Below are 25,579 nucleotides of genomic sequence, written 5' to 3'. Positions count from 1 at the left end.
TAACGGTTGATTCCGACGGGGTACGGGGCCGGTGCGGAAATCGGAGCGGGCCGGACCGGTTGCCCGGCCGGACGCGGCTGTGCCCCGCCGGGCACGGTGGCCGGGCGGGGCACAGGTCAGAGCGGGTTTCGGTGCGTCAGGCGGGCGCCCCCGTCAGACGACTGCCTTCTTGAGGCGGCGGCGCTCCCGCTCGGAGAGTCCGCCCCAGATGCCGAAGCGCTCGTCGTTGGCCAGTGCGTACTCCAGGCACTCGGAGCGGACCTCGCAGGCCAGGCAGACCTTCTTGGCCTCGCGGGTGGAGCCGCCCTTCTCCGGAAAGAAGGACTCCGGATCCGTCTGGGCGCACAGGGCTCGCTCCTGCCAGCCGAGCTCTTCCTCGCCGGCGTCCTCGTCGACGACCATCAGTTCAAAGAGCTCGCTCATCAGCGCGTCTCCTGCCCCTCTTCAGCGTGCGTCCCCGTGGTGCGGCCGTTGTCCAAGCGACAAAACGACACGAGTGAAATTACAAGTGCGCAACTCTGGCCCCGTCAAGCTGTGCTCTGGTATTGGGCCGGGGATTCACTCCCTGGAACCAAGCGCACACAATAAGTGTGCATATCCGGACAAACGGGGCTTGGGCCTGTCGATCGCGCCAGAAGCCCAGCTCAGGCCGGGCGAGCGGGGTGCGCCGTGCGCGCCGACGTGCGACCTGCCGCGCTTCCCGGCATTCCCTGGCAACGTCGAGCCGCTCGTTCCCGCCGATCTTGGGTCGCAAACCCAGGAGATGATTTATCCCCCGATCAGGTGATGTACACCTCGTTGTCCGGGTCGGAGTTGACAGCGCGGTGGCGGGCGCTGTCTCCTAGCCCCTATGTCAGAGTCGTCGCGGAACCGCGAGCACGCCACGAGCCCCGTTGCCGGGCTCCGCCGTGCCGCCGCCGCGCGCGCTCGTTGCCGTCGCTCGCTGTGTTGTTTCTGTAGCTAGGGTCTGACCGCCGGTCGGGCCCTGTTCGGGAAGCACCCTCGTACCTCCCCTCACAGCTCAGAGCGCCAGCAAGGACATCCTCTCCATGCACTCACGCATTCACGGCCACCTTGGTTCCCGTCAGGTCGAGCGGCGTCTTGTCCAGCCCCGTTGGGCCGACGGCCTCAGCGACGTCAGCATCGCGGGCGATCCGCTCGCCTGGCCGCATCTCGCCCCCGAGCCGCTCACCCACCCCAGCACCGTCGGCGACTTCGCCGCCCTCGCCCGCCGGGTCGCCGCCGACCGCGAGCGCTGGCAGCCGATGGTCCGCTACGACCCGATCACCCGCTGGTACGGACGCCTGGAGACCGGCCCCGGCTACGAGGTGTGGCTGCTGAGCTGGCTCCCCGGCCAGGGCAGCGGCGGCCACGACCACGGCCGGTCCTCCGGTGTCCTCACGGTGCTGGCCGGTGAGCTGACGGAGCGTTCGCTGACCGGGGCCGGCCGCACCGAGCGCCGGCTGGAGCCCGGCGCACAGCGGGCCTTCACCCCCGGCTACCTGCACGAGATGGTCAACACCTCGCTGGAGCCCGCGGTCAGCCTGCACGTCTACTTCCCCGGCCTCACCGAGATGACGCCGTACGGCTCGGGCTGGCCACTGGCCCACGGTCGGCAGGCAGCGGCACCGTCGGCGACGGCTCCCGCGGCCGCGCGGCCGGCCGGGCCGGCGCCGCCGGAGCCGGGGCACTGACCAGCGCCGCGGTCCGTCCCAGGCTGCGCACCGCGGCACCGGCCAGCACCAGGTACAGCGCGGCCCCGTACGCCTCGACCACGCCGTGGGTCCCGCTGCCGAACAGGTACACGAACTCCCCCGCCGCCGGTACGCCGAGCCACTCCACCCGCCCGTCCAGTGCGACCAGGGCCACCACCAGCAGCGCGTACCAGGGGTAGTGCGGGTCGGCCAGCAACAGCGCGGTGCCGATGACCAGCAGCGCGCCGCGCCAGGGCGCGGCCGGGTCGCCCCGCCGCAGCACCACCAGCACGGTCGCCAGCAGCAGCGCGCCCACCAGGTACCCGAGCAGCTGCTGCGGCAGCCCGAGCAGGGACAGCAGCGCGAAGCGGGAGCCCTGGTCGTAGCCCTCCTCCTGCAGGTAGCCGGGCAGGAAGCCGATCACACCGAGGCCCGAGGCCAGCACATAGGGCAGGTAGCAGAGCAGGAACGTCCCCGCCGCGACGGCCGGGACCAGCAGGTCCCGCAGCACCGGACGGCGGCCCCGCGCCAGTACCCCGGCCATCACCCCCGGCAGCGCCAGCACCGGGATCAGCTTGGTCGCGGTGGCCAGGCCCAGCAGCGCCCCGCCCACGGCCTGCCGGCCGCGCCACACCCGCCCCAGCCCACAGACCATCAGCAGCGCGCCCAGGGCGTCCACATGGGCGTCGTTGACCGCCCACAGCACCACGCCGGGGCACCACCCCCAGAGCGCGGCCCGGTGCAGCGGCGCCCTGCGGCGGCGCAGGAGCAGCAGCAACGCACCGGTGGTGGCGACCGCGAGCAGCGCGCCGCCGGCCTGGGCGGTGCGCACGCCGTGACCCCCGGTCAGCCGGCCCGCCTGGTAGACGCCGAGGAACCACACCTCGGCGACCGGGGGGTAGATGGTGTGCACGGTCGGACGGTTGATGTGGGTGCAGATGGCACCGGAGCGGTGCAGGTCCCAGCCGGTGCAGCTGCCGGTGGTCGGGAACAGCGCGGGATCGTCCGCGCGCAGCGAGGCCAGCGCCGGGTCGGTCGGCGCGTAGGCGTACGGGGAGATGCCGGCCGACTGGACCTGGCCGTCCCAGACGTAGCGGTAGGCGTCGTCACTGGTACGCGGCGGGGCGAGCAGCCCGGTCACGGCCAGGGCGACACTGCCGGCCAGCACCAGTGCGGCGGTGCGCCGTCCACCGTGACGGGGCGAGGCCAGCCGCAGCGCCAGCACGGCGGCGGCGAACAGCACCCCGTCCACGACGTACCAGCCGGGCAGGGGGGTGCTGTTGCCGAGGGTGCCGCCGCCGGTGACGGTCCGCGCGAGCGCCGCCACCAGGGCGACGAGGAGGAGAACGCAGACCGGACCGGCGGCGGCGCGGCCGCGTCGGGACGCCGCCCGGCGGAAGGCGGCGCCCCGGCGCGGGGCTGGGGCGGGGCCGGCGGGCCCTGGTCGCTGGGTGAGGAGGGGCACCCTGTCACCCTGGCACCGAGCGGTCGGTCACGGACCCCGGGACGGGGGTCCGTAGGACTTCCGTAAGGTGCCGAACGCCTGCGGAACGGGTGGTGCTGGCACGACCCATCCTGCTGGAGAGAACGCGGAGAGTGACGAGAATCCGACATAAACCCCCTCTTCGGGTGAAATTAAGCTACAGCGAGTAGTCGCGGGTCGGCCGCAGCGCCAGGAAGCGGCGGCCCTCGCTGGCCCAGGCGTCGCTGAACTCCAGCCCCGCATCCAGGGCGTGACGCAGCGTCGGCCGGGTGCCCAGGCGGGCCCAGCGGAACGGCGGCCCGCTGCGCCCGTGGCCGTCCTGGACGGTGACGGTCACCCGCTCGTCCACGTCCGTCGGCTCGACCTCGACCAGCAGCACGCCGTCCGGCGCGAGCAGTTCGGCGACCCGGAGCAGCAGCGCGCCGGGGTCGCCGCCGATGCCCAGGTTGCCGTCGGCGAGCAGCGCGGTGCCCCAGCGTCCCTCGCCGGGCAGCCGGTCGAAGACCGAGCGGCACAGCGCGCTGCCGCCGATGCCCCGGGTGCGGGCGACCGCGGCGGGCGTGACGTCCACGCCCAGCGCCGGCAGGCCGTAGGCCTGCAGCTCCGCCACCAGCCGGCCGGGGCCGCAGCCGAGGTCCAGCGCGGGGACGCCGCGCTGGACGCAACGGTGCAGCAGGGTGCGGTCCGCCACGTCCGGCGGGGCGCACCAGCGTTCGACGTCCAGGGGGTAGCGGTGGCCGTCCTGGCGGCGCAGCCAGAGCGGGCCGCGGCCGGTGCGCATCGCCTCGGCGAACGGGTCGTCCACCCAGGGGGTCAGGGCCGGGCCGAGGACGGCCGAGGTCATCGGGCGGCCTCCAGGCCTGCGGCGGCGGAGCCGACCAGCGCCGGGGCGGGCGCCGAAGGGCCGGCCGATGCCGGAGCGGGCGCCGAAGGGCCGGCCTGCGCCGGGGCGAGGGTGCGCCAGCTGTCGGCGAAGCGGGTGTGCGGGGCGAGTGCGGCGACCTCCGCGGCCTCGGTGACCGTGTCCACGTCGGTGAGCGTCGGCAAGGTGGCCACCGCCAGACCGGCGGCGGCGAGCCGGGCCCGGAGCACCGCGCCGGTCTCCGCGGTGGACATCGGGACGCCGAGCAGGAGCCGTTCGGCCAGCTCGGCGGTGGGCCGGGCCAGGCCCAGCGCCCAGAAGCCGCCGTCCGCGGCCGGGCCGAACCAGGCGTCCACCCCGGCGCGGGCCGCCGGGGACAGCGGCTCGGCCACGGTCCTGGCGTCCAGTTGCGGGGTGTCCATGCCGACCAGCAGTGCCGGTCCCGCGCCCGCCGCCTCGGTGAAGGCCGCGGCCAGCCGTACGTCCAGTCCGCCGCCGTGCTGCGGCACCACCTCCCAGCCGGGCGGCAGCCAGCGCCCGGGGGCGCCCTCCAGGACCAGCACCCGCCTGGCGGCCGGGACCCGGTCCAGCGTCCGGAGCGTGTCCGCCAGCGCCGCCTCGGCGAGCCGGGCCGCCTGTTCCGGGCTGACCGCCGGGGTGAGCCTGGTCTTGACCCGGCCCGGGACCGGCGCCTTGGCCAGCACCAGCAGCGTCGGCGCCGGTGCGGCGAGCAGTGCGCGCATGTCCTGCACCGCCTGCCGGGTGCCGCGCAGGGTGCCGGTGACCTTGGACCGCCCGGCCCGCGGCCGGTAGGCGACGTCCCGCTCCACGATCCGCAGCCCGGCCGCGGCGCCGGACAGCACCATCTCCAGCGGGTAGCCCGAGCGCCGGTCGCCCAGGCCCAGGCCCAGCAGCCGCTCGCGCCGGGCGGCCCGCATCGGCCCCAGGTCGTGCAGCGCGGCCCCGGTGCGACCGCGCAGCCGCCGGGCCAGCTCGGCGTTGGCGAGGCGGGCGTGCAGCGGCCAGGCCCCGCGCGCGGTGGGGCGCCTGCGCCCCAGCACCAGGTCGGCGTCGCCGTCCCGGACCAGGTCGACCAGGGCCGGCAGCTCGGCCGGGTCCAGCGAGGCGTCGCAGTCGCAGAAGCAGACGAACTCGGCGGTCGCCGCCAGCAGTCCGGCGTGGCAGGCGGAGCCGAAGCCGCGCCTGGGCTCGGGCACCACCAGCGCGCCGAGGTCCCGCGCCAGGTCGGCGGAGCCGTCCCGGGAGCCGTTGTCCACGACGATCGCCCGGTAGCCGTCCGGCATCCGGTCCAGCACCCAGGGCAGCGCCTCCGCCTCGTCGAGGCAGGGCAGAACGACGTCCACGGCCGGGCTTCCGGGCGCGCGGCGGGGCGCAAGGTGATTCGTCATGCGGCTCAAGGTACGAGCGGAAAGCCGGACAAATGCCTCGCAGCCACCTTACGGAAGTCCTACGGCGCCGCACCGGAACGGATCGCCGCAGGCCGCGGGCTTCTACCCTCGAAGGGTGAGCCCAACACCAGCGCAGCCCCCCACGGCACCGACCCCCACCCCGCAGGGACGGATCCTGGTCGTCGACGACGACCCCACCGTCGCCGAGGTCGTCACCGGCTACCTGCTGCGGGCCGGCTATGCCGTCGACCGCGCCGCCGACGGCCGCGCCGCGCTGCAGCAGGCCACCGCGACCCGCCCCGACCTGGTCGTCCTCGACCTGATGCTGCCGGAGATCGACGGCCTGGAGGTCTGCCGCCGGCTCCGCGCCGACCCGGCCGCGCGCGGGGTACCGGTGGTGATGCTCACCGCCAAGGGCGACGAGCACGACCGGATCCTCGGCCTGGAGCTCGGCGCGGACGACTACGTGACCAAGCCCTTCTCGCCGCGCGAGCTGGTGCTGCGGATCCAGTCGGTGCTGCGCCGCAGCGCGGCCGCGTCGGCTCCCGCCACCACCCCCGAACTGCTCGGCGCCGGGGACCTGACGCTGGACCCGGCCGCCCGGCGGGCCCAGCGCGGCGGCCGCGAGCTGGCCCTCACCCTGCGCGAGTTCGACCTGCTGGCCTTCCTGCTGCAGCATCCGGGGACGGCCTTCGGACGCGAGGAGCTGATGCACAAGGTCTGGGGCTGGGACTTCGGCGACATGTCCACGGTGACCGTCCATGTGCGGCGGCTGCGGGAGAAGATCGAGGACGATCCGGCGGCACCGAAGCTGATCACCACGGTCTGGGGCGTCGGCTACCGTTTCGACCCGGCCGGGAGCGAGACGAAGGAGGCGGTGCAGGCATGAGCGGCAGCGACCTGTTGTTGATGGCCAGCTACGCGGCGGGCGGCGCGGGCGCCGCCGGGGTGATCGGCTGGGCCGCCATCCTGCTGCTGCGCCGGCGGTCGCTGGCGATGTCCCTGTTCACGGTCGCATTGGTGACCGTGCTGGCGCTGGGCGCGGCGACCATCGCGGTGGCCCAGGCGATGTTCCTGGACCGGCACGACTACTGGGTGGTCACGGTCGTGCTCGCCATGGGCTCGCTGGTCTCGCTGGCCGTCGCGGCACTGTTGAGCCGTCAGGTGGTGGCCGGGAGCCGGGCGCTGGCCGTGGCCGCGCGCACGGTCGGCAGCGACGCCGGCTTCACCGCGCCGGACGCGCCACTGGCCTCCGAGCTGTCCGCGCTCAGCGCCGAGCTCTCCGCGACCAGTGCGCGGCTGGCCGAGTCGCGGCAGCGCGAGCGTGCCCTGGAGAGCTCGCGGCGCGAGCTGATCGCCTGGATCTCGCACGACCTGCGGACCCCGCTGGCCGGGCTGCGGGCGATGGCCGAGGCGCTGGAGGACGGCGTCGCCGACGACCCGCAGCGCTACCACGCCCGGATCCGCACCGAGGTGGACCGGCTCACCGGCATGGTCGACGACCTGTTCGAGCTGTCCCGGATCCAGGCCGGCGCGCTGACCCTGAGCCTCTCCCGGGTCTCGGTCTACGACCTGGTCGGCGACGCCATAGCCGGTGCCTACCCGCTGGCCCGCGAGCGCGGGGTGCACCTGGTCGGCGACCGGGTGGCACCGGCCCCGGTCGAGGTCGACCCCCGGGAGATCACCAGGGTTCTGGGGAACCTGCTGATCAACGCCATCCGCTCGACGCCGGTGGACGGCACCGTCGCCGTGGCCGCGCGGCTGGAGGAGCGCGAGGTCGTGGTGTCGGTGACGGACGGCTGCGGCGGGATCGACGAGCAGGACCTCGGGCGGGTGTTCGAGACCGGCTGGCGTGGCGGCAGCGCGCGGACACCCCGCGCGCCCCGGGGCACCGTCGACGCGGTCCAGCACCATGGCGATACCGGCGCGGGCCTGGGACTGGCGATCGTGCGGGGCATCGTCGAGGCCCACGCCGGCCACGCCTCGGTCCACAACGTGCTCGGCGGCTGCTGCTTCGAGATCGCCCTCCCCGCCGCGGCCCGCCACTGACCCCGGCACCCTGCCCCGGCACGGCAGCTCGGAACGCGGCAGGCGAACGGCGCAGCCCGGAATGTGAAGCGCGAGGCTGCGCCTGTCCGGGTACCGCCCCCCGAAACCGTCAGGCGCAGCCAGCCAGGGACTCGGCGCAGCCCCGCCAGGGGCTCAGCGCAGCCCGGGAGGGGCTAGGCCTGGCCGCGGAGGGGGGCGTGGGCGAAGCCGGACATGCCCGAGCTGAAGGGGACCACCGGACGCCAGCCGAGTTCCTCGCGCAGCCGGCGCGAGTCGGCCGTGATGTGCCGGACGTCGCCGAGCCGGTACTCCCCGGTCACCACCGGGGCCGGGCCGCCCCGCGCCGCGGACAGCGCGGTGGCCATCTCGCCGACCGTGTGCACCACCCCGCTGCCCACGTTGTAGCAGCGCGAACTCCCCTCCGGCCGGTCCGGCACGGACCGCAGCGCGGCGAGGTTGGCCTCGGCCACGTCCGCGACGTGCACGAAGTCCCGGCGCTGACCGCCGTCCTCGAACACCCTCGGGGCCTCGCCGCGCGCCAGCGCCGAGCGGAAGATCGAGGCCACCCCCGCGTACGGGGTGTCCTTCGGCATCCCCGGCCCGTACACGTTGTGGTACCGCAGCGCGATCACCTGCCCGCCGCAGCCCCGGGCCCAGGCCGAGGCCAGGTGCTCCTGGGCCAGCTTGCTGGCGGCGTAGACGTTGCGGGGGTCGGTCGGGGCGCTCTCGTCCACCAGCTCGGCCTGCAGCGCCGCACCGCAGCGGGGGCACGGCGGCTCGAAGCGGCCCGCGTCCAGGTCGACGGTGCGGCGCGGGCCGGGGGCGACGTCGCCGTGCTCGGCGCAGCGGTAGCGGCCCTCGCCGTAGACGACCATCGAACCGGCCAGCACCAGCCGGCGCACCCGGGACCGCGCCATCGCGGCCAGCAGCACCGCCGTGCCCAGGTCGTTGCAGCCGACGTAGTCGGGCGCGTCGTCGAGGTCCAGACCGAGGCCGACCATCGCGGCCTGGTGGCAGACCGCGGTGACGCCGCGCAGCGCCCGCTCCACGGTCTCCCGGTCGCGGACGTCCCCGCGCACGAACTCGACGCCGTCGGGCAGGTCGAGCGGGCCGCGGTCCTGGTGCACCGCGGGGAGCAGCGCGTCCAGCACCCGCACCCGGTGACCCGAGGCGGCGAGACGGGCGGCGACGGCCGACCCGATGAATCCGGCTCCGCCGGTGAGGAGTACGTCCATACCTGGGGACGGTAGGCGCGGAAGCGCCGCGCGGCGACGGTCCTCGACGATCCGTCAGCGGTCCGTAAGGGTCCGCCGCCGCTTTGTCGGAGGCACCTGCGAGGATGGTCGGCATGCGCATCGTGGTACTGGCCGGAGGAATCGGCGGCGCGCGCTTCCTGCGCGGCCTCAAGCAGGCGGTTGGTCCCGAGGGTGAGATCACCGTCATCGGGAACACCGGCGACGACATTCACCTGTTCGGGTTGAAGGTCTGCCCCGACCTGGACACCGTCATGTACACCCTGGGTGGCGGCATCCACGAGGAGCAGGGCTGGGGGCGGGCCGACGAGTCCTTCTCCATCAAGGCGGAGATGAAGGAGTACGGGGTCGGCCCGGAGTGGTTCGGCCTCGGCGACAGGGACTTCGCCACGCACATCGTCCGGACCCAGATGCTGGGCGCGGGCTACCCGTTGAGCGCCGTCACCGAGGCGCTGTGCGCCCGCTGGCAGCCGGGGGTGCGGCTGCTGCCGATGTCGGACGACCGGGTCGAGACGCATGTGGTCACCGACGTCGACGGCGAGCGCAAGGCGGTGCACTTCCAGGAGTACTGGGTGAAACACCACGCGCTGATCCCGGCGCACGCGATCGTCCCCGTCGGTGCGGAGACGGCGAAGCCCGCGCCGGGCGTGCTGGAGGCGCTGGCGGAGGCGGACGTGATCCTCTTCCCGCCGTCGAACCCGGTGGTGAGCGTGGGCACGATCCTCGCCGTGCCCGGGATCCGCCGCGCGGTGGCGCAGTCCGCCGCTCCGGTGATCGGCCTGTCCCCGATCATCGGCGGGGCGCCGGTGCGGGGCATGGCCGACAAGGTCCTGGAGGCGGTGGGGGTGGAGACCACCGCCGCGGCGGTGGCGAAGCGCTACGGCAGCGACCTCATCGACGGCTGGCTGGTCGACGAGGCGGACGAGGCGTCCGTGGCCGAGGTCGAGGCCGCCGGCATCCCCTGCCGCGCGGTGCCGCTGTGGATGACGGACGTCGACGCGAGTGCCGCGATGGCCCGCGCGGCGCTGGACTTCGCGGAGGCGGTGCGCAAGCCGTGACCACGCCAACGAACTTCTCCGTCGTCGCGTTCCCCGGCGTCCCCGAGATCGCCCCGGGCGACGACCTCGGCCAGGTCCTCGCCTCGGCACTGGCCCGCTTCGCCCGCGAGACGGACGGCCAGGACGGCCCCGCCGGCCTCGACGGCGACTGGCTCGCCGACGGCGACATCCTGCTGGTGACCTCGAAGATCGTGAGCAAGGCCGAGGGCCGGATCGTGCACGCGGACGACCGGGAGGCGGCGATCGACGCCGAGACGGTACGGGTGGTGGCCCGGCGCGGGCGGACCCGGATCGTCGAGAACCGGCAGGGGCTGGTGATGGCCGCGGCCGGCGTGGACGCGTCCAACACGCCGTCAGGGACGGTACTGCTGCTGCCCGAGGATCCGGACGCCTCCGCCCGCGCGCTGCGCAAGCGGCTCGGCGAGCTCACCGGCAGGCGCGTCGCGGTGGTCATCACCGACACCTTCGGGCGACCCTGGCGCAACGGCTTGACGGACGTGGCCATCGGCGCGGCCGGGATCGAGGTCTTGGACGACCACCGCGGCCGGCTCGACGCCCACGGCAACGAGCTGGCGATGACGGTCACCGCGACGGCGGACGAGCTCGCCGCAGCGGCCGACCTGGTCAAGGGCAAGGCCAGCGGCCGCCCCGTGGCCGTGGTCCGTGGGCTGGGCCACCTGGTCACCGAGGACGACGGGCCCGGGGTCCGGCCGATGATCCGTACCGCCGCCGAGGACATGTTCCGGCTCGGCACCTCCGAGGCGGTCCGCGAGGCGGTCACCGGACGGCGCACGGTGCGCCGGTTCACCGCGGAACCGGTGGACGGAGCGGCGGTGCGGCGTGCCGTCGCCGCGGCCGTCACGGCGCCCGCCCCGCACCACACCACGCCCTGGCGCTTCGTCCTGGTGGAGCGTCAGGAGACCAGGACGGCGTTGCTGGACGCGATGCTCGCGGCCTGGAACCGCGACCTGCGGGAGCTGGACGGCCGGGGCCCGGAGCGGATCGCCACCCGGGTCCGGCGCGGGGACGTGCTGCGCGACGCCCCGTACCTGGTGGTCCCCTGCCTGGTGACGACCGGCGCGCACGACTACCCGGACCCGCGCCGGGCGGCGGCGGAGCGGGAGATGTTCGTGGTGGCGATGGGCGCCGCCGTGCAGAACCTGCTGGTCACCCTCTCCGGAGAGGGGCTCGGCACGGCGTGGGTGTCGTCGACGATGTTCTGCCGCGACACCGTACGCGAGGCGCTGCGGCTGCCGGCCGACTGGGACCCGATGGGCGCGGTCGCCGTCGGCCACCCCGCCGCACCGGCCCCGGAACGGCTCCCCCGCGACGCGGACGCCTTCGTCGAGGTCCGCTGAGGCCTTCGTCGAGGTCCGCTGAAGGCTTTCGCCGCAGCGGCGGTCACATGGCCCGGAAGTCGATCGGGGCGTAGCGGGGGGCGTGCCGGGGGGCGCGCACCGAGGTGAGGCGGAGCAGGCGGCAGACCCGGTGCCGGTGGCCCCGGTAGGGCTCCAGCAGCTCCAGCATCACGCCGTCGTCGCTGCGTTCGCGCCCGGCCAGGGCCCAGCCGACGGTGTTCGGCAGATGGAGGTCACCGACCGTGACCGCGTCGGCGTCACCGTTGCTGCGCTGCAGCGTCTCGGCCGCGGTCCACACGCCGATGCCGGGGACCGTGGTCAGCAGCGCGGCGGCCTCTCCGGCCGGCAGCACCGAGGCGCGCTCCAGCCGCGCGGCCAGCCGCGCCACCCGGACCACGGCCGCGCTGCGCTTGCCGTCCACCCGGGCCCGGTGCCAGTCCCAGGAGGGGATCATGGCCCAGTCGCGTGCGGCGGGCGCCGCCCGCATCCCGGCGGGCGCGGGGCCGGGGGCCGCCGCCCCGTGGCCCAGCAGCAGCTCGCGCCAGGCGTGGTGCGCCTCGCCCACGGTGACCCGCTGCCCGAGCACGGCCGGCACCAGGGACTCCAGCACCAGCCCGGTCCGGCCGATCCGCAGCCCGGGGTGGCGCCGGTGCACGTCGCGCAGCAGCGGATGGTCGCCCGGGTCGAAGCCGGACGGGTCGTCGTCCGCGCCGAGCAGCGACGGCAGCCGGTCCAGCAGCCACTCGGCGCCGGGGCCCCAGGCCCGTGCCTCGACCGCGCCCTGCGCGCGCCGGACCGCGATCCGCAGCGTGCCCAGCCCGCCCGGGGTACGTGACACCCGCCACACCGCGCCGTCGGCGGTGGTCCGGTAGGCCGGGTCGCCGGGGCCGAACCGCAGCACGCCGACGGTGGCCGCGACGTCCAGGGGCCCCTCGGGCCGCCAGATCCGCTCGCGCCCGTCCGTCCCGACAGCCGTCCGATCCACCCCGTAAGAGTACGGGGCGCACCTGCGCACCAGGGGGCGCTTTGGTACCGTGCGAGCCCCGGGGGGACGTTCAACGGTGACTGTTTTCAAGGTCCTTCCTGCCGCCGCAGCACGCGCCGCACAGGTGCGCGACCACATCCGTCCCAGGGCATAGGCTGGAGTCCACCATGAGCCAGACACCTCCCAGCGGCGCAGAGACCCCCGCCGATCTGCTGCGCTCCGCTCTCGCGGCCGACCCGGCCCGTCCGCTGATCACCTACTACGACGACGCGACCGGTGAACGGGTCGAGCTGTCGGTCAAGACCTTCGACAACTGGGTGGCGAAGACCGCCAACCTGTTGCAGGACGATCTCGCCGCCGGGCCCGACGACCGTGCCGCGCTGCTGCTCCCGGCGCACTGGCAGACCGCCATCTGGCTGTTCGCCTGCTGGTCGGTCGGGCTGACGGTGTATCCGGGCGGGGACCCCGCCGAGGCGTCGCTGGTGGTCAGCGGCCCGGACACGCTCACCGACGCGCTCGCCTGCCCCGGCGAGCGGGTGGCGCTGGCGCTGCGCCCGCTGGGCGGACGGTTCCCCGAGCTGCCGGCCGGCTTCCTGGACTACGCGGCCGAGGTTCCGGCCCAGGGCGACCGCTTCGTCCCGTACGCGCCGGTGGATCCGGAGCGGCCGGCGCTGGTGATCGACGGCGAGCAGCTGAGCGGGGCGCGGACGGTGTCGCTGGCCATCGAGCAGGCCGAGGCGCTGGAGCTGGGACCGGGCGACCGGGTGCTGAGCACGCTGTCCTTCGACGACTGGTCCGGCCTGGGCGGCGGACTGCTGGTGCCGATCGCCGCCGGGGCCTCCGTGGTGCTCTGCCGCAACAGCGAGAAGCTGGACGAGGCGCTGATGGAGCAGCGGATCGCCGCCGAGCGGGTGACCCGCCGGATCAGCTGACACCCCGCTCTGCCCGGACGGTTCCGCGACCCGCGGCGGTGAGCGGTTCCGTACACGTTTCCCTCAGACACCTTTCCCTCAGAAACGGGGGCAACTCCACCCGTTCCGTGCACTTCTCCCGGGCTGGGCGTCGCAGCCACAGGCCGACCGGCTAGTGTGGCCGACTCGGGGAACGGAGAGACGTCCGGAAGAGCGGAGCAAGGCGTGCAGACGGGACACGGGACGGGCGACCTCGGCGGTGCCGATGCCGCCGACCTGTGGGTGCTCGACCCGGTCAGCGGCGAGTACCGGATGCGCCTGCCCGGTGAGCGTCCGCCGCCGCCCAGGCCCGCGCCTCCGCATCAGCCGCCGTCCGCACCGTCATCACACCCGCAGTGGCAGTCCCCGCCGCCCGCGCAGGGCGGACCGACGCCGTCCGCACCGCCCCAGCCCGGCCGCGCCGCCCGTCGCCGCGGCGCAGCGGCGCCTCGCGGCCGTGGCACCCCGGGCCGTGGCAACCGGGGCGGGGCCGACAGGGGCGGCCAGCAGCACAGCGGGCGGTGGCTGGCCGGTGTGGCCTGCTTCCTGCTCGCGACCGGCGCGGTCTGTGGCTATGTGCTGCTCAAGGGCGGCAGCAGCAGCGCCGCCGAGAGCGGCACGGCGAGCGCCGCGAGCGGCTGCGCCTCCCCCGGCGCCGGCGCCGGCGGCGCACCGTCAGCGCAGGCCGCCGTACCGCTGCCGGAACCCGCTGTCTCCGGCTCGTTCCTGCAGGGCCCGAAGGCTGCGCCGGTCAACATCCACGTGGTCGTCCTCAACGGCACCGGCACCATCGGGCAGGCCGAGGTGGTGCTCAGCTGGATGCAGAACGACAAGCTCTTCCGCCGGGCCAGCAACGGCGGCCCCAACCCGATCGTCCCCACGACCACGCTGGTGTACGCGCCCGACCACGTGGACCAGGCCCGTACCGTCGCCGCGGCGATGCAGCTGCCCGCCACCGCGCTGCACGGCGACGGAAAGACCACCGGTGCGGGCGACTCGATGGTGCTGACGCTCGGCCAGGACTTCCACGGCATAGGCAAGCCGTTCGCGGCCCCCTCCCCCGCAGCCCCGACCGGCCCGGCGACGGCGAGTGCCACCACCGGCATGACCGGAAAGACCGGCTGCGGCAGCCAGTAGCCCGGCGCGAGTTCCGGGCATACGCCCGAGAGCTTGAAGGCAGGCACCGCCGATGACCAGCAACCCCACCAACTCCCGCCGCCGCAGGGCGCCGTCGCGGATCGGCGGCGCGTCCGCGGTGAACGGCAGGCGCGGCGACCGGAGGTGCGACCGCCGACGGCGGCCGCGTCGGCGCGGACGGGCGGTCGCGCTCACGGTCGGCATCGTGCTGACCCTGGTCGCCGTCGGCGGCTGGGGCTATGTGCAGTACCTGAACAGCAACATCAGGCACGGCGCCCTGAGCTTCGGCGACCAGGGCGGCGACTCCTCCGACTCCGCCCACAGCGCGCTGAACGTGCTGCTGATCGGCTCCGACACCCGGGACACCGCCGCCGACCTGCAGCTCGGCGGTTCGCGCGACTCGGTCGGCGGCCCGGCGCACGCGGACGTGGAGATGCTGCTGCACGTCTCGGCCGACCGCAGCAACGCCTCGCTGATCAGCATCCCGCGCGACACCATGGTCGACATCCCGGCCTGCACCGACCCGGCCACCGGGAAGACCTACCCCGAGTCGCCGCACGAGCAGATCACCGACAGCCTGTCCCACGGCGGGCCCGGCTGCACCGTCTACACCTGGCACCAGCTGACGGGCATCCACATCGACCACTACATGATGGTCGACTTCGGCGGGGTGGTCAGCATGGCGGACGCGATCGGCGGCGTGCCGGTCTGCCTCAACGCCAATGTCGCCGACCCGTACTCGCATCTGCGGCTCACCCAGGGGGACCACGTGATCAAGGGGGTCGAGGCGCTGGAGTGGCTGCGCACCCGGCACGGGTTCGGGGACGGCAGCGACCTCTACCGCACCCAGACCCAGCACATGTACCTGACCTCGATGCTGCGCCAGCTGCGCTCCGGCGGGACGCTGACCGACCCGGGCAGGATCCTCTCGCTCGCCGACGCCGCGACCAAGGCGCTGAGCGTGGACGACGGGCTCGACAGCGTCGGCAAACTGGTGGGCCTGGTCAACCAGTTGAAGAACCTGCAGCCGGACCGGCTGACCACGGTGACCATGCCCTACGCAGAGGACCCTAAGAACCCGAAGGCCTGGGTCATCCCCATGCCCGGTGACGCCGACCGGCTGTTCGCAATGGTGCGCGGGGACGTCCCGATGGACGCCCACGGCGCCGCCGCCGCGCCGTCGGGTTCGCCGTCGTCCGCACCGACCGCCTCCGCCGCACCGACCGCGGCGGCGGTCCGGCTCACCGTCGAGAACGGCAGCGGCGCCGCCGGGCGGGCGACCACGGTCACCGCCGCACTGCACGCGCTCGGCTTCACCCGGGCCCGCAACGGCCTGAACGCGCCCGCCCGCCAGCAGAGCACGACGCTCACCTTCGCCCCGGCCGACCAGGCGGCGGCCCAGGCCCTCGCCGCAGCCCTGCGCCTGCCGCCCAGCGCGCTGCACGAGAGCGCGGACGCGACGCGGACGACCCTGGTCGTCGGCGCCGACTGGACCACGGGCGGCAGCTTCCCGGTCACCATCACCCCGGCCCCCGGCGCGGTGCCCACCACCGCCCCTCAGCAGAGCGGCAGCGAGAGCAAGTGCGCCAAGGTCAATCCGGTGTATTCATGGTGACGCAGCTTCATGGTGACGCAGTTTCATGGTGACGCAGCCTCAGGGTGACGGGGTGCGGTCCGCGCTTCGCATCGGGGCGGGCGCTGTGCTGGCGATGACCCGCCTGGCGAGCGAGCGGGGGCTGGTCAGAAAGCCCCAGCCCCAGCACATGTGCATGGTGGTCAGCGCCACCGGCAGCTGCACGCGGGCCTTCGCGGGCAGCCCGCGCCCCTCCCGGAGCGAGCCCACCAGGATCGCCGCCGCGTAGCCACCCGGTGCCAGGAACAGCGCCGGGTGCAGCAGCAGCCCGCCCAGCAGCCCGATCCCGACGCCGAGGGCCGCCGCCGGCGGGGCCAGGTAGCGCAGGTTGACCGAGCCGCGGTGGTACCGGGTCACCACCCGGCGCCAGCGGCCGTAGTCGCGGTACTGCTTCGCCAGCGCCCGCACGGTGGGGCGCGGGCGGTAGGTGACCCGGAGGTCCGGGGTGAACCAGATCAGCCCGCCGTCCTGGCGGATCCGGTAGTTCAGCTCCCAGTCCTGGGCCCGGATGAACTCCTCGTTGTAGCCGCCCTGCTGCTCCAGCACCTCGCGCCGGAACACGCCCAGGTAGACGGTGTCCGCGGCGGCCGCCTCGCCGCCGGTGTGGAAGGCGGCATTGCCGACCCCGATCCGGGAGGTCATCGCGGCCGCGACGGCCATCTCCCACTCGGTCTCGCCCTCGGCGTGCATGATCCCGCCGACGTTGGCGGCGCCGGTCTCGCCCAGCAGCCGGACGGCGGTGGCCACGTAGCCGGGGGTGAGCAGTCCGTGCCCGTCCACCCGCAGCACGATCGGGTGGCGCGAGCCCCGGATCGCGGCGTTGAGCGCGGCCGGGGTGCGTCCGGTCGGGTTGGGGACGGTCCGTACCTCGCGGCCGGTGCCGGCGGTCTCGGCGACCAGCGCCGCGGCGATCTCGTCGGTGTCGTCCCCGGACGGTCCGAGGGCGATCACCACCTCCATGTCGCCCGCGTACTCCTGGTCCAGGATCTGCCGGACGGATTCACGGAGATGCCGGGCCTCGTTGAGGACGGGCATGATCACCGAAACGGCGGGCAGGGACTGCCCACCACGGGGGGCGGAGGTCGCGTTCATATGGACGCCACCGTACCGCCGGGGGTGGCCCGACACCGAACGGGTCCCCGGCCTGCGCCGGAACCGGGGGACGGAACGATTCTCCGTTCGGGGGAACCTCGCCGACACCCCGTCCGCGCTGTGCCCGGCCCGGGCCGCGCGCGCCTACGATCCCACCGATGCCTGCCGACCGCGCCGCTCCCGACCGCCGGCCCCGCTCCCGGGGACAGCTGGTCCGACGCCCGCTGCGCCGGGGCGTGTGGGTCGCCGGGCTGCTCTCCGGCGCGGTGCTCGCCACCAGCGGGGTCGGCTGGACCGTGGCGCTCGGCCTGGGCGACTCGATCAGCCGGGTCAACGTCTTCGGCGGCCTGCGGAACCGGCCGGCCGGCGACGGCGCGCTGAACTTCCTGCTGGTCGGCACCGACGAGCGGGCCGGCGTTCCGCCGGACGTGCTGCGCGCGCTGCACGCCGGCGGCGAGGCCTGCCACTGCACCGACGCCATGATGCTGGTCCATCTGTCCGCCTCCGGCGGACAGGCGAGCGTGGTCAGCATCCCGCGCGACAGCTATGTCGACATCCCCGCCCACCAGGACCTGGGCACCGGCCGGCAGATGCCGGAGTCCATGGGCAAGATCAACGCCGCCTACGGCATGGGCGGCCCGCCGCTCACCGTGCAGACCGTGGAACAGGCCACCGGCCTGCACATCGACCACTACCTGCAGCTGAACTTCCTCAGCTTCGTCAGCACCGTCGACGCCCTCGGCGGAGTCCCGGTCTGCACCGACCGGCCGCTGCACGACCCCAAGTCCGGCCTCGACCTGCCGGCCGGTACCACCAGGCTGGACGGCGCGCAGGCGCTGACCTACGTCCGGGCCCGCTATGTCGACCCCAGCGCCGACCTCGGCCGGATGCGGCGGCAGCAGAAGTTCGTGGCCCAGATCATCGCCCAGGCCACCAGTTCCGGGACGCTGCTGAACCCGCTCCGGCTGCAGGGGGTGATGACCGCGGTGCTGCGGTCGGTGAAGGCCGACGAGTCGCTGAGCACGCAGGACCTGCTGACCCTGGCCGGCCGGCTCAAGGACCTGCGACCGTCCTCGGCCTCGTTCACCACCATTCCGCCGGCGACACTGAACCACCCGGTGCCGGGCTGGGGCGAGACCGTGCTGTGGGACCGGCCGCGGGCCGAGGCCCTGTTCGCCGCGCTGCGCGCGGACACCCCGCTGACCCCGTCGGCCCCGCCCGCGAGCCCGTCGCCGGCGCCCGCGGCCACCGGCGCCGCCGGTGCGGCCCGTGCGACCGGCGCCGCCGCTGCGGCCGAGCCCGAGGTCAGCGTGCCGCCGGACTGGGTACGGGTGCAGGTGCTGAACGGCGCGGGTGTGCCGGGTCTCGGGGCGGCGGCCGAGCACGAGCTGCGCACAGCAGGGTTCGCCACCACCGGCCTGCCCGCGAACGCCCCCGGCGGCACCGGCAACGCCCAGCACACGGTGATCCGCTACGACCCGCGCTGGGACGAGTCGGTGAAGACGCTGGCGGCGGCGCTGCCCGGGGCGCAGCTCCAGGCGGTGCCCGGGCTGGGCCGGACGCTGCAGGTGGTGCTGGGCAAGGACTACACCGGCGTGCGGCGGGTGGCCACCGCGCCCACCACCGCGCCCACCACCGCGGGCTCCACGGGCGCCACCACCGCGGGTGCCCCGCCGCCGCAGCCGTCCCCGTCGACGGCGGCCGCCGCGGCGGGGGTGGACGCCGCCCGGGGCGACACCGTGGACTGCCACTGACCCCGCCCCGCACCCGCCCCGTTCCGCCCCGCTCGTGGCATCGGACGCGGACTCTGTCACCGTCCTGGTCGTATCGGAACAGATACTTCACCGCTGTGCACCAAAACCGCTACAGCTCGTCGATTCAGACCGTTCTGTCCTGCTTGGCGGCGTGAAACAGGGCATCCTCGGGCACATGACGACGCGCGACGACTGGAACGAGCAACCTGCCCCGGGGCAGGACATCAGTGGCTGGGAGACGCGTACCACCAGGCCCGGCCAGGGCGAGCCTCCACTGCCCCCCGAGCTGAACCCGCGCGGTCCCGGCGGCGGCAGGACCGGCGGCCCGGTCCGGCGCCCGTCCCGGCAGCAGCCTCCACGCCCGCCGGCCCAGCCCCCGGCCCAGGCCGCCCAGTCGCAGGCCCAGGGCCGGCCGCCGACCCGTCCCGCGTCCCCGGCGCAGCCGGCCGGGTCGTACCAGCCGGCCGGGCCCGGTGCCCCGCTGCCGCCCGAGCTGGACCCGCGCGGTCCGGGGCGCGGTGCGGGCCGGGGCAGCGGCGGCGGGGTCGGACCCGGCGGCCGCCGCCGCTGGTCGCGCGGCCGCAGGATCCGGTTCACGCTGTTCGCGCTGGTGCTGACGCTGCTGGTGGTCGGCGTCGGCACCTACTTCTGGGCCGGTTCCAAGATCAACCACAACAACGTCCTGGTCGACTACGCGGGCCGCCCCCCGGCCGGCAAGGGCACCAACTGGCTGATCCTCGGCTCGGACAGCCGCCAGGGCCTGAGCCAGCAGCAGATGGACCAGCTGCACACCGGCTACGACACCGGCGCCCGTACCGACTCGATGATGCTGCTGCACACCGGCGGCAACGGGAACACGCTGATGAGCATCCCGCGCGACTCCTACGTCACCATCCCGGCCTGGACCGACAGCAAGGGCGTGTCGCACAGCGCGGCCAGGCACAAGATCAACGCCGCCTTCGCCGAGGGCGGCGGCCCGCTGCTGGTGCAGACCCTGGAGTACAACACCGGGATCCACATCGACCACTACGCCGAGATCGGCTTCTCCGGCTTCGTCAGCGTGGTCGACGACCTGGGCGGCGTCGACATGTGCCTGGACAAGCCGATCGTCGACCAGGCCTCCGGCGCGAACCTCAAGGCGGGCTGCCAGACGCTGAACGGTCAGCAGTCGCTGGCCTTCGTCCGCGAGCGGCACCAGGAGGCCACCCAGGACCTGGCCCGGATGCAGCACCAGCAGCAGTTCCTGGCGGCGCTGTCGCACAAGGCGACCTCGATGGGCACGCTGCTCGACCCGTTCGTCCTCTACCCGACCCTGGACAGCGGCCTGTCCATGCTGACGGTGGACAACAACACCGGGCTGACCGACCTGAGCTCGATGTTCTTCGCGATGAAGGACGTCAAGGGCGGGAACGGCAAGACCATCACCGTGCCGATCGCCACGGCCAACCTGCAGACCCCGGCCGACGGAGTCGCCGTCAAGTGGAACATGACGGAGGCTCAGCAGGTCTTCGACGCCTTCAAGAACGACACCGCCGTCCCCACCTTCTCCGGCTGACACCGCTACTCCGCGTGCCGCACCAGCGGGTTGGATCCGATCGAGTTCGAGACCGCGAAGCTCACCGAGCCCGAGCGGTAGCGGTCGTCGGACCACTCGATGGGGCGGCCCGCGTGCGTCGTGGTGGTCCGCCGGATCCGCAGCAGCGGGCCGCCACGACGGATGCCGAGCAGGTCGGCGTCCTGCGTTCCGGCGGCCACCGCGTCGATCACATGCTCGCCGTAGGCGAAGATGATCCCGATGTCCTCGTAGAGCGCCTGCACCACCGACTCGCAGTCCACCGGCAGCCGTTCCACCGCCTCGGCCACCCACAGCGGGTAGACGTTCCGCTCGACCAGCACCAGTTCGCCGTCGAGCCCGCGCACCCGCAGCACCTGCAGCACGTCGTCGCCGATGGCGATCTGCAGCCGTTCGGCGTCCTCCGCGGTCGCCGGCCGGCGGAACTGCTCCACCACCCGCCCGCTCGCGGTGCGGCCCATCGCACCCGCCCACTGGGCGAAGCTGCGCAGTTCGGCGAAGCTCTGGCTGCGCTTGTTGCCGAGGACGACCCTGCGGGCGCCCTGGCGGGAGCCGATCCGGCCCTCCGAGGTGAGGGCGGCGACGGCCTGACGGACCGTCCCGCGCGAGACCTGGTAGCGGGAGGCGAGATCACTCTCGGTGGGAAGGGTGCCGCCGACGGGGTACTCGCCGCGGTCGATGGCGTGACGCAGCTCCTCGGCGATCTCCTCGTGGCGTGCGGCCACAGTTCGGCGTCCTTCCATCGATCAGGCTTCCGGGGTCGGGCTGCGCACACCGGCACCCTGCGGGAGCGATGGAGTGCAGCCGGTACATACCAAGCGGCGTGATCGTACCGTTACCTGCACCATGAATGAAATTCCGGTCCGACAACCAGAATAACGACAGACAACGGCACGCGTCCGTATGTGTCCTGTTCACTATCCCGTCACCATTGTCGGGCGTACTGTCATCGACTTGTCCGAACAAGTCCCGCTGGACCCCCTGTTCTCACTCCCTTGCTCAGACGCCTCTTCAGGAGACATCGTGACCCCCTCCCGTGCCCGGGCCGCCGCCCTCACCGGCGTCCTGGTGGCCGCAGCGCTCACCATCAGCGCCTGTGGCTCCGCGACCTCCACCAAGACCGCCGGTAGCGGTTCCAGTGGCAGCACCAACGCCGCCACCGCTGCTTCTGCTGCCGCCTTCGGCGGGATGGACGCCCTGGTCAAGGCCGCGCAGCAGGAGGGCTCGCTGAACGCGATCACCCTGCCCCGCGACTGGGCCAACTACGGCGCGATCATGGACGGCTTCACCAAGAAGTACGGCATCAAGATCAACGACGAGAACCCCGAGGGTTCCAGCCAGGACGAGATCAACGCGGTCACCACCCGCAAGGGCCAGGGCCGCGCCCCCGACGTGCTCGACCTCGGTGGCGCCTTCGCGCTCAGCGGTGCCCAGCAGGGCCTGTTCGCGCCGTACAAGGTCGCCACCTTCGCCCAGATCCCGGCCGGCCAGGCCGCCACCGACGGCAGCTGGACCTACGACTACGGCGGCTACGTCTCCATCGGCTGCAACGCCACCAAGGTCACCACCTGCCCGAAGACCTTCGCTGACCTGCTCAAGCCCGCCTACCACGGCATGGTGGCGCTCAACGGCGACCCGACGCAGGCCGGTGCGGCGTTCGCCGGCGTCTACGCCGCCGCGCTCGCCAACGGTGGCAGCCTGGACAACATCCAGCCCGGTCTGGACTTCTTCAACAAGCTGAAGAAGGCCGGCAACTTCAACCCGGTGCAGGCCAAGCAGTCCACCGTCGAGTCGGGCGAGACCCCGATCACCATCGACTGGGACTACCTGAACGCCGGCTACTCGGCCGAGTTCAAGTCCAAGGGCATCAACTGGCAGGTCAACGTCCCCACGGACGGCCTCTACGCCAACTACTACAACCAGGCCATCAACAAGTGGGCGCCGCACCCGGCCGCCGCACGGCTCTGGGAGGAGTACCTCTACAGCGCTGAGGGCCAGAACCTCTTCCTCGGCGGCTTCGCCCGTCCGGTCGAGATGGGCGCCCTGCAGACCGCCGGCACCCTGGACACCACCGCCGCCGCGGCGCTGCCCGTGGTCAGCGGCACCCCGACCTTCCCGACCCAGGCGCAGATCACGACCGCCAAGGCCACCCTGGCCTCCGGTTGGGCGAAGGCCATCAACGGGTGAGCACCGTCGACCCCATCTCCACTGCTGGGGCCGACCGGCCCCGTCGCTCCCCGCGCAGCCGCCGGCTGCGCGGGGGCGCGGCGGGGCGCGCCGCCGTTTCCCTGCGCGGCAGCGCCACGGTCCTCCCCCTGATCCTCTTCGTCGTCGTGGCCTTCGGCGTGCCCGCCGTGGCCATGGCCTATGGCGCGTTCACGACCAACACCCCGGGAACGCCGGCCACCTACACCTCCGGCAACCTCAGCGCCTCGCTCTCCGGCGGCTACCTCACCGCGCTCCTGGGCAGCGTCAAGCTGTCCGCGACGTCGGCACTGGTCGCCACCGTGGTCGGGCTGCTGCTGGCCCAGGCCGTGGTCACCTCCCGGTTCAAGGTCCTGCGCAGCGTGGTGCTCAGCGCCTCGGGCGTGCTCGCCAACTTCGGCGGCGTGCCGCTGGCGTTCGCGTTCATCGCCACCCTCGGCAACGCCGGGGTGCTCACCACCCACCTGCACCTGGACAAGGCCGGCTGGAGCCTCTACACCTTCTGGGGCCTGACCCTGGTGTACCTCTACTTCCTGATCCCGCTGATGGTGCTCAGCGTCATCCCGGCGCTGGACGGCCTGCGCCGCCAGTGGCGTGAGGCCGCGCAGAACAACGGCGCGACCACCTGGCAGTACTGGCGCCACGTCGCCCTGCCGGTGCTCGCCCCGTCGCTGCTCGGCGGGTTCGTGCTGCTCTTCGGCACGGCCTTCGCCGCGTACGCCACCGCGGCCGCGATGGTCGGCGCGTCCGTGCCGCTGATCACCCTTCAGATCGCCAACGCCCTGAACGGCAACGTCTCCGCCGACGCCGGGAACGTCGCGTTGGCGATGAGCCTGGACATGGTGGTCATCGCCGCCCTGGTCATGGCCGTGTACCTGCCCCTGCAACGCCGGAGCGCCCGATGGCTGGTGTGACCACCGCCCTGTCCAACCTGACGGAACCCCAGCCCGCCGAGGTCCTCGCCGGTGCGGGCCGCCGCAAGCCGCGCCGCTTCGGCCGCGCGGCCGTACTGGTCATCTGCGGCGTGTACTTCGCCGTGCCGCTGCTCGCGACGCTGCTGTTCACCGTGGACAACGGCAACCAGGGCTTCTCGCTGAGCGCCTACAGCGACATCTTCAGCGTCGCCGGCCTGTGGCCCGCGCTGCAGCTGTCGCTGGAACTCGCCGCGGCGACCATCGTGGTGGTGTTCCTGCTGCTCATCCCGGCCGTGATCGCGGTACGGCTGGGCGGCCAGCGGCTGCGCATGGTGGTCGAGATCACCTGCACGCTGCCGCTGGTGGTGCCCTCGATCGCGCTGACCGCCGGCTTCAGCACGGTGCTCCGCTGGGGCGCCGACAACCTGGCCAGCACCCCGTTCTTCCAGACCCTGAACGACATCCAGGACCCCAACTTCCCGGTGGTGCTGCTGCTCGCCTACGTGGTGATGGCCCTGCCGCTGGCGTACCGCACCCTGGACGCCGGTATGCGGGTGCTGGACGTCCGCACCCTGCTGGAGGCCGCGCAGAACAACGGCGCGGGCCGGCTGCGTGCGATCGTCACGGTGATCCTGCCGAACCTGCGCGGCGCGCTGCTGAACACCGCGCTGCTCACCCTGGCCCTGGTGCTGGGCGAGTTCACGGTCGCCTCCATCCTCGGGTTCACCCCCTTCGCGGTGTGGATCGTCAACGGCAACTCCGCCGGGCAGGGCCCGGTCACCGTCGCCGTCTCCATCGTCAGCCTGCTGCTCACCTGGGCGCTGCTGCTGGTGGTCTCGATGACGGCCGGACGGCGCCGCGGCGCCCCCGCCGACCCCGCCTGACCAGCACGTCCGACCCGCACGCACGATCCGCACGCACGACCAGCCGAGAGACCCGCAGAACCCGCCATGCCTACCAGCTCAGAGGGAGCCACCCCCATGTCGAATGCGGCCCCCACCGTCGCCTCAGTCGTATCAGCCGGCACTGACACCAGCGCCAGCGCCACCGTCGAGTTCCGCTCGCTGCGCCGCAGCTTCGGTGCGACCACCGCCCTCGACGGCCTGGAGCTCACCGTCCAGCCCGGCGAGCTGCTCGCCCTGCTCGGCCCGTCCGGCTGTGGCAAGACCACCGCGCTGCGGATGGTCGCCGGCTTCGAGACGCCCGACTCCGGCGCGGTCCTGGTCGACGGCGAGGACATCACCCGGATCCCCGCGCACCGTCGCGACGCCGGCATGGTGTTCCAGTCCTACAGCCTCTTCCCGCACCTCAACGCCCGCGACAACGTCGCCTTCGGCATGCGGATGCGCAAGACGCCGACCGCCGAGCGCCGCAAGCGCGCCGACGAGCTGCTGGAACTGGTCGGCCTGCCCCAGTACGGCGACCGCTACCCGCACCAGCTGTCCGGTGGCCAGCAGCAGCGCATCGCGCTGGCCCGCGCGCTGGCGCTGCGCCCCCGGGTGCTGCTGCTGGACGAACCGCTGTCGGCGCTGGACGCCAAGGTCCGGCTGACGCTCCGTGAGGAGATCCGCCGGCTGCAGCAGGAGCTGCGGATCACCACCCTGTTCGTGACCCACGACCAGGAGGAGGCGCTGTCCATGGCCGACCGCGTCGCGGTGATGCACGCCGGACGGCTGGAGCAGTGCGCCACCCCGGCCGAGCTCTACGCCCGCCCGGCCACCGCGTTCGTCGCCGAGTTCGTCGGCACCATGAACCGCCTGGCCGGCCGGATCGGCGACGACACCGGCACGGTCGAGGTCCTCGGCCAGCGGGTCCCGGTGGACGGCTCGCCCGCCGCCGCGACCCCGCACACCGACGTGGACGTCCTGGTCCGCCCGGAGAACCTGGTGCTGGAGGCGCAGGGCGGTGGCGGAGCCATCGTCAGCGGCAGCACCTTCCTCGGCGCGGTCACCCGGCTCTCGGTCCAGCTCCCGGACGGCACCGTGCTCAAGGCGGACCTGTCCACCCACGACGCCGCCGCGCTGCCGGCCGGCACCGGTGTCACCGTGCGACTGCCGGAGCGCCCGGTCCTGGTGGACCGCCGCACCGTCTGACGGGTCCGGCCGACCGGACCGGCCGGCGTGCGGACCGGCCCAGTCGGTCCGCACCGGTGCGCCTACGATCGACCAGG

General features: G+C 73.8%; 21 protein-coding genes and 2 pseudogenes. 14 read left to right on the top strand and 9 right to left on the bottom strand.

The features are described 5' to 3' along the window. Positions 1-153 precede the first annotated feature (153 nt). Positions 154-423 carry a WhiB family transcriptional regulator gene (locus ABH925_RS23210; RefSeq protein WP_370150732.1) on the bottom strand — a complete coding sequence of 90 codons (270 nt, stop codon included), beginning with the start codon at positions 421-423 and terminating at the stop codon, positions 154-156. A 626-nt stretch (positions 424-1,049) separates the two neighbouring features. Between ABH925_RS23210 and ABH925_RS23205 the strand changes: the two genes are divergently transcribed. After that, a complete protein-coding gene (locus ABH925_RS23205) occupies positions 1,050-1,694 on the top strand; it encodes a cysteine dioxygenase family protein (protein ID WP_370150731.1) in 645 nt (214 codons plus the stop codon). Positions 1,695-1,965: 271 nt separating this feature from the next. Here ABH925_RS23205 and ABH925_RS23200 read toward each other — a convergent pair. The 4 genes and pseudogenes from ABH925_RS23200 to ABH925_RS23185 form a co-directional block, all read right to left on the bottom strand. Beyond that, positions 1,966-2,526, bottom strand: a pseudogene (locus ABH925_RS23200) (glycosyltransferase 87 family protein); the annotation flags it as partial. Between the two features lie 808 nt (positions 2,527-3,334). Then, the gene (locus tag ABH925_RS23195; protein ID WP_370150730.1) at positions 3,335-4,021 is read right to left on the bottom strand and encodes a class I SAM-dependent methyltransferase; all 687 of its coding nucleotides are present in this window, start codon (positions 4,019-4,021) and stop codon (positions 3,335-3,337) included. Then, a complete protein-coding gene (locus tag ABH925_RS23190) occupies positions 4,018-4,602 on the bottom strand; it encodes a DUF2064 domain-containing protein (protein ID WP_370150755.1) in 585 nt (194 codons plus the stop codon). Before ABH925_RS23190 ends, ABH925_RS23195 begins: the two co-directional genes overlap by 4 nt. A 114-nt stretch (positions 4,603-4,716) precedes the next feature. After that, positions 4,717-5,448, bottom strand: a pseudogene (locus tag ABH925_RS23185) (glycosyltransferase family 2 protein); the annotation flags it as partial. Between the two features lie 115 nt (positions 5,449-5,563). Between ABH925_RS23185 and ABH925_RS23180 the strand changes: the two are divergent. Together ABH925_RS23180 and ABH925_RS23175 are read left to right on the top strand one after the other, a co-directional pair. Beyond that, positions 5,564-6,337: a response regulator transcription factor gene (locus ABH925_RS23180; protein ID WP_370150729.1), complete on the top strand. Its 774-nt coding sequence runs from the start codon at positions 5,564-5,566 to the stop codon at positions 6,335-6,337. After that, complete coding sequence (locus ABH925_RS23175) at positions 6,334-7,497, top strand: sensor histidine kinase (RefSeq protein WP_370150728.1); 1,164 nt, start codon at positions 6,334-6,336, stop codon at positions 7,495-7,497. The genes ABH925_RS23180 and ABH925_RS23175 overlap by 4 nt, the downstream gene beginning before the upstream one ends. Positions 7,498-7,670: 173 nt before the next feature. Here the strand turns inward: ABH925_RS23175 and ABH925_RS23170 are convergent, their stop codons facing one another. Further along, the gene (locus ABH925_RS23170; RefSeq protein WP_370150727.1) at positions 7,671-8,732 is read right to left on the bottom strand and encodes an NAD-dependent epimerase/dehydratase family protein; all 1,062 of its coding nucleotides are present in this window, start codon (positions 8,730-8,732) and stop codon (positions 7,671-7,673) included. 113 nt (positions 8,733-8,845) lie between these two features. On the opposite strand from ABH925_RS23170, the gene cofD reads away from it, so the two are divergent. Together cofD and ABH925_RS23160 are read left to right on the top strand one after the other, a co-directional pair. Further along, a complete protein-coding gene (gene cofD, locus ABH925_RS23165) occupies positions 8,846-9,808 on the top strand; it encodes a 2-phospho-L-lactate transferase (RefSeq protein WP_370150726.1) in 963 nt (320 codons plus the stop codon). Then, positions 9,805-11,166, top strand: coding sequence for a coenzyme F420-0:L-glutamate ligase (locus ABH925_RS23160; protein WP_370150725.1), 1,362 nt, complete (start codon positions 9,805-9,807; stop codon positions 11,164-11,166). Before cofD ends, ABH925_RS23160 begins: the two co-directional genes overlap by 4 nt. Before the next feature lie 43 nt (positions 11,167-11,209). Here ABH925_RS23160 and ABH925_RS23155 read toward each other — a convergent pair whose 3' ends face one another. Beyond that, entirely contained in the window at positions 11,210-12,151 is a 942-nt protein-coding gene (locus ABH925_RS23155; protein WP_370150723.1) for a DNA-3-methyladenine glycosylase, read from the bottom strand. Between the two features lie 167 nt (positions 12,152-12,318). On the opposite strand from ABH925_RS23155, the gene ABH925_RS23150 reads away from it, so the two are divergent. The 3 genes from ABH925_RS23150 (at position 12,319) to ABH925_RS23140 (ending at position 15,853) form a co-directional block, all read left to right on the top strand. Beyond that, positions 12,319-13,083: a TIGR03089 family protein gene (locus tag ABH925_RS23150; RefSeq protein ID WP_370150722.1), complete on the top strand. Its 765-nt coding sequence runs from the start codon at positions 12,319-12,321 to the stop codon at positions 13,081-13,083. Positions 13,084-13,287: 204 nt separating this feature from the next. Next, entirely contained in the window at positions 13,288-14,238 is a 951-nt protein-coding gene (locus ABH925_RS23145; protein ID WP_370150721.1) for a LytR C-terminal domain-containing protein, read from the top strand. 52 nt (positions 14,239-14,290) lie between these two features. After that, positions 14,291-15,853: an LCP family protein gene (locus ABH925_RS23140; protein WP_370150720.1), complete on the top strand. Its 1,563-nt coding sequence runs from the start codon at positions 14,291-14,293 to the stop codon at positions 15,851-15,853. 39 nt (positions 15,854-15,892) lie between these two features. Here the strand turns inward: ABH925_RS23140 and ABH925_RS23135 are convergent, their stop codons facing one another. Continuing rightward, on the bottom strand, positions 15,893-16,963 hold the full coding sequence (locus tag ABH925_RS23135) for a glycosyltransferase family 2 protein (protein WP_370150719.1): 1,071 nt from the start codon (positions 16,961-16,963) through the stop codon (positions 15,893-15,895). Positions 16,964-17,121: 158 nt separating this feature from the next. Here ABH925_RS23135 and ABH925_RS23130 point away from each other — a divergent pair, with 158 nt between their 5' ends. Both ABH925_RS23130 and ABH925_RS23125 read left to right on the top strand, forming a co-directional pair. Further along, positions 17,122-18,717, top strand: coding sequence for an LCP family protein (locus ABH925_RS23130; protein WP_370150718.1), 1,596 nt, complete (start codon positions 17,122-17,124; stop codon positions 18,715-18,717). 175 nt (positions 18,718-18,892) lie between these two features. Further along, the gene (locus ABH925_RS23125; protein ID WP_370150717.1) at positions 18,893-20,272 is read left to right on the top strand and encodes an LCP family protein; all 1,380 of its coding nucleotides are present in this window, start codon (positions 18,893-18,895) and stop codon (positions 20,270-20,272) included. Positions 20,273-20,277: 5 nt separating this feature from the next. Here the strand turns inward: ABH925_RS23125 and ABH925_RS23120 are convergent, their stop codons facing one another. Then, positions 20,278-21,015 (bottom strand): GntR family transcriptional regulator, encoded by a 738-nt coding sequence (locus tag ABH925_RS23120; protein ID WP_370150716.1) that lies wholly within the window; start codon positions 21,013-21,015, stop codon positions 20,278-20,280. A gap of 298 nt (positions 21,016-21,313) precedes the next feature. Here ABH925_RS23120 and ABH925_RS23115 point away from each other — a divergent pair, with 298 nt between their 5' ends. The 4 genes from ABH925_RS23115 to ABH925_RS23100 all read left to right on the top strand — a co-directional run bounded on the left by ABH925_RS23115 (position 21,314) and on the right by ABH925_RS23100 (position 25,502). Further along, positions 21,314-22,477 (top strand): ABC transporter substrate-binding protein, encoded by a 1,164-nt coding sequence (locus ABH925_RS23115; RefSeq protein WP_370150715.1) that lies wholly within the window; start codon positions 21,314-21,316, stop codon positions 22,475-22,477. Between the two features lie 65 nt (positions 22,478-22,542). Then, positions 22,543-23,409, top strand: coding sequence for an ABC transporter permease (locus ABH925_RS23110; protein ID WP_370150754.1), 867 nt, complete (start codon positions 22,543-22,545; stop codon positions 23,407-23,409). Then, on the top strand, positions 23,397-24,293 hold the full coding sequence (locus ABH925_RS23105; protein WP_370150714.1) for an ABC transporter permease: 897 nt from the start codon (positions 23,397-23,399) through the stop codon (positions 24,291-24,293). Before ABH925_RS23110 ends, ABH925_RS23105 begins: the two co-directional genes overlap by 13 nt. 96 nt (positions 24,294-24,389) lie before the next feature. Beyond that, positions 24,390-25,502 (top strand): ABC transporter ATP-binding protein, encoded by a 1,113-nt coding sequence (locus ABH925_RS23100; protein WP_370150713.1) that lies wholly within the window; start codon positions 24,390-24,392, stop codon positions 25,500-25,502. Positions 25,503-25,579 lie beyond the last annotated feature (77 nt).

It is taken from the genome of Streptacidiphilus sp. EB129 (genome assembly GCF_041262645.1).
Taxonomy (GTDB): Bacteria; Actinomycetota; Actinomycetes; order Streptomycetales; family Streptomycetaceae; genus Streptacidiphilus.
The sequence above is the reverse complement of the archived record's forward strand: the minus strand, read 5'-3'. Positions and strand labels throughout refer to the sequence as shown.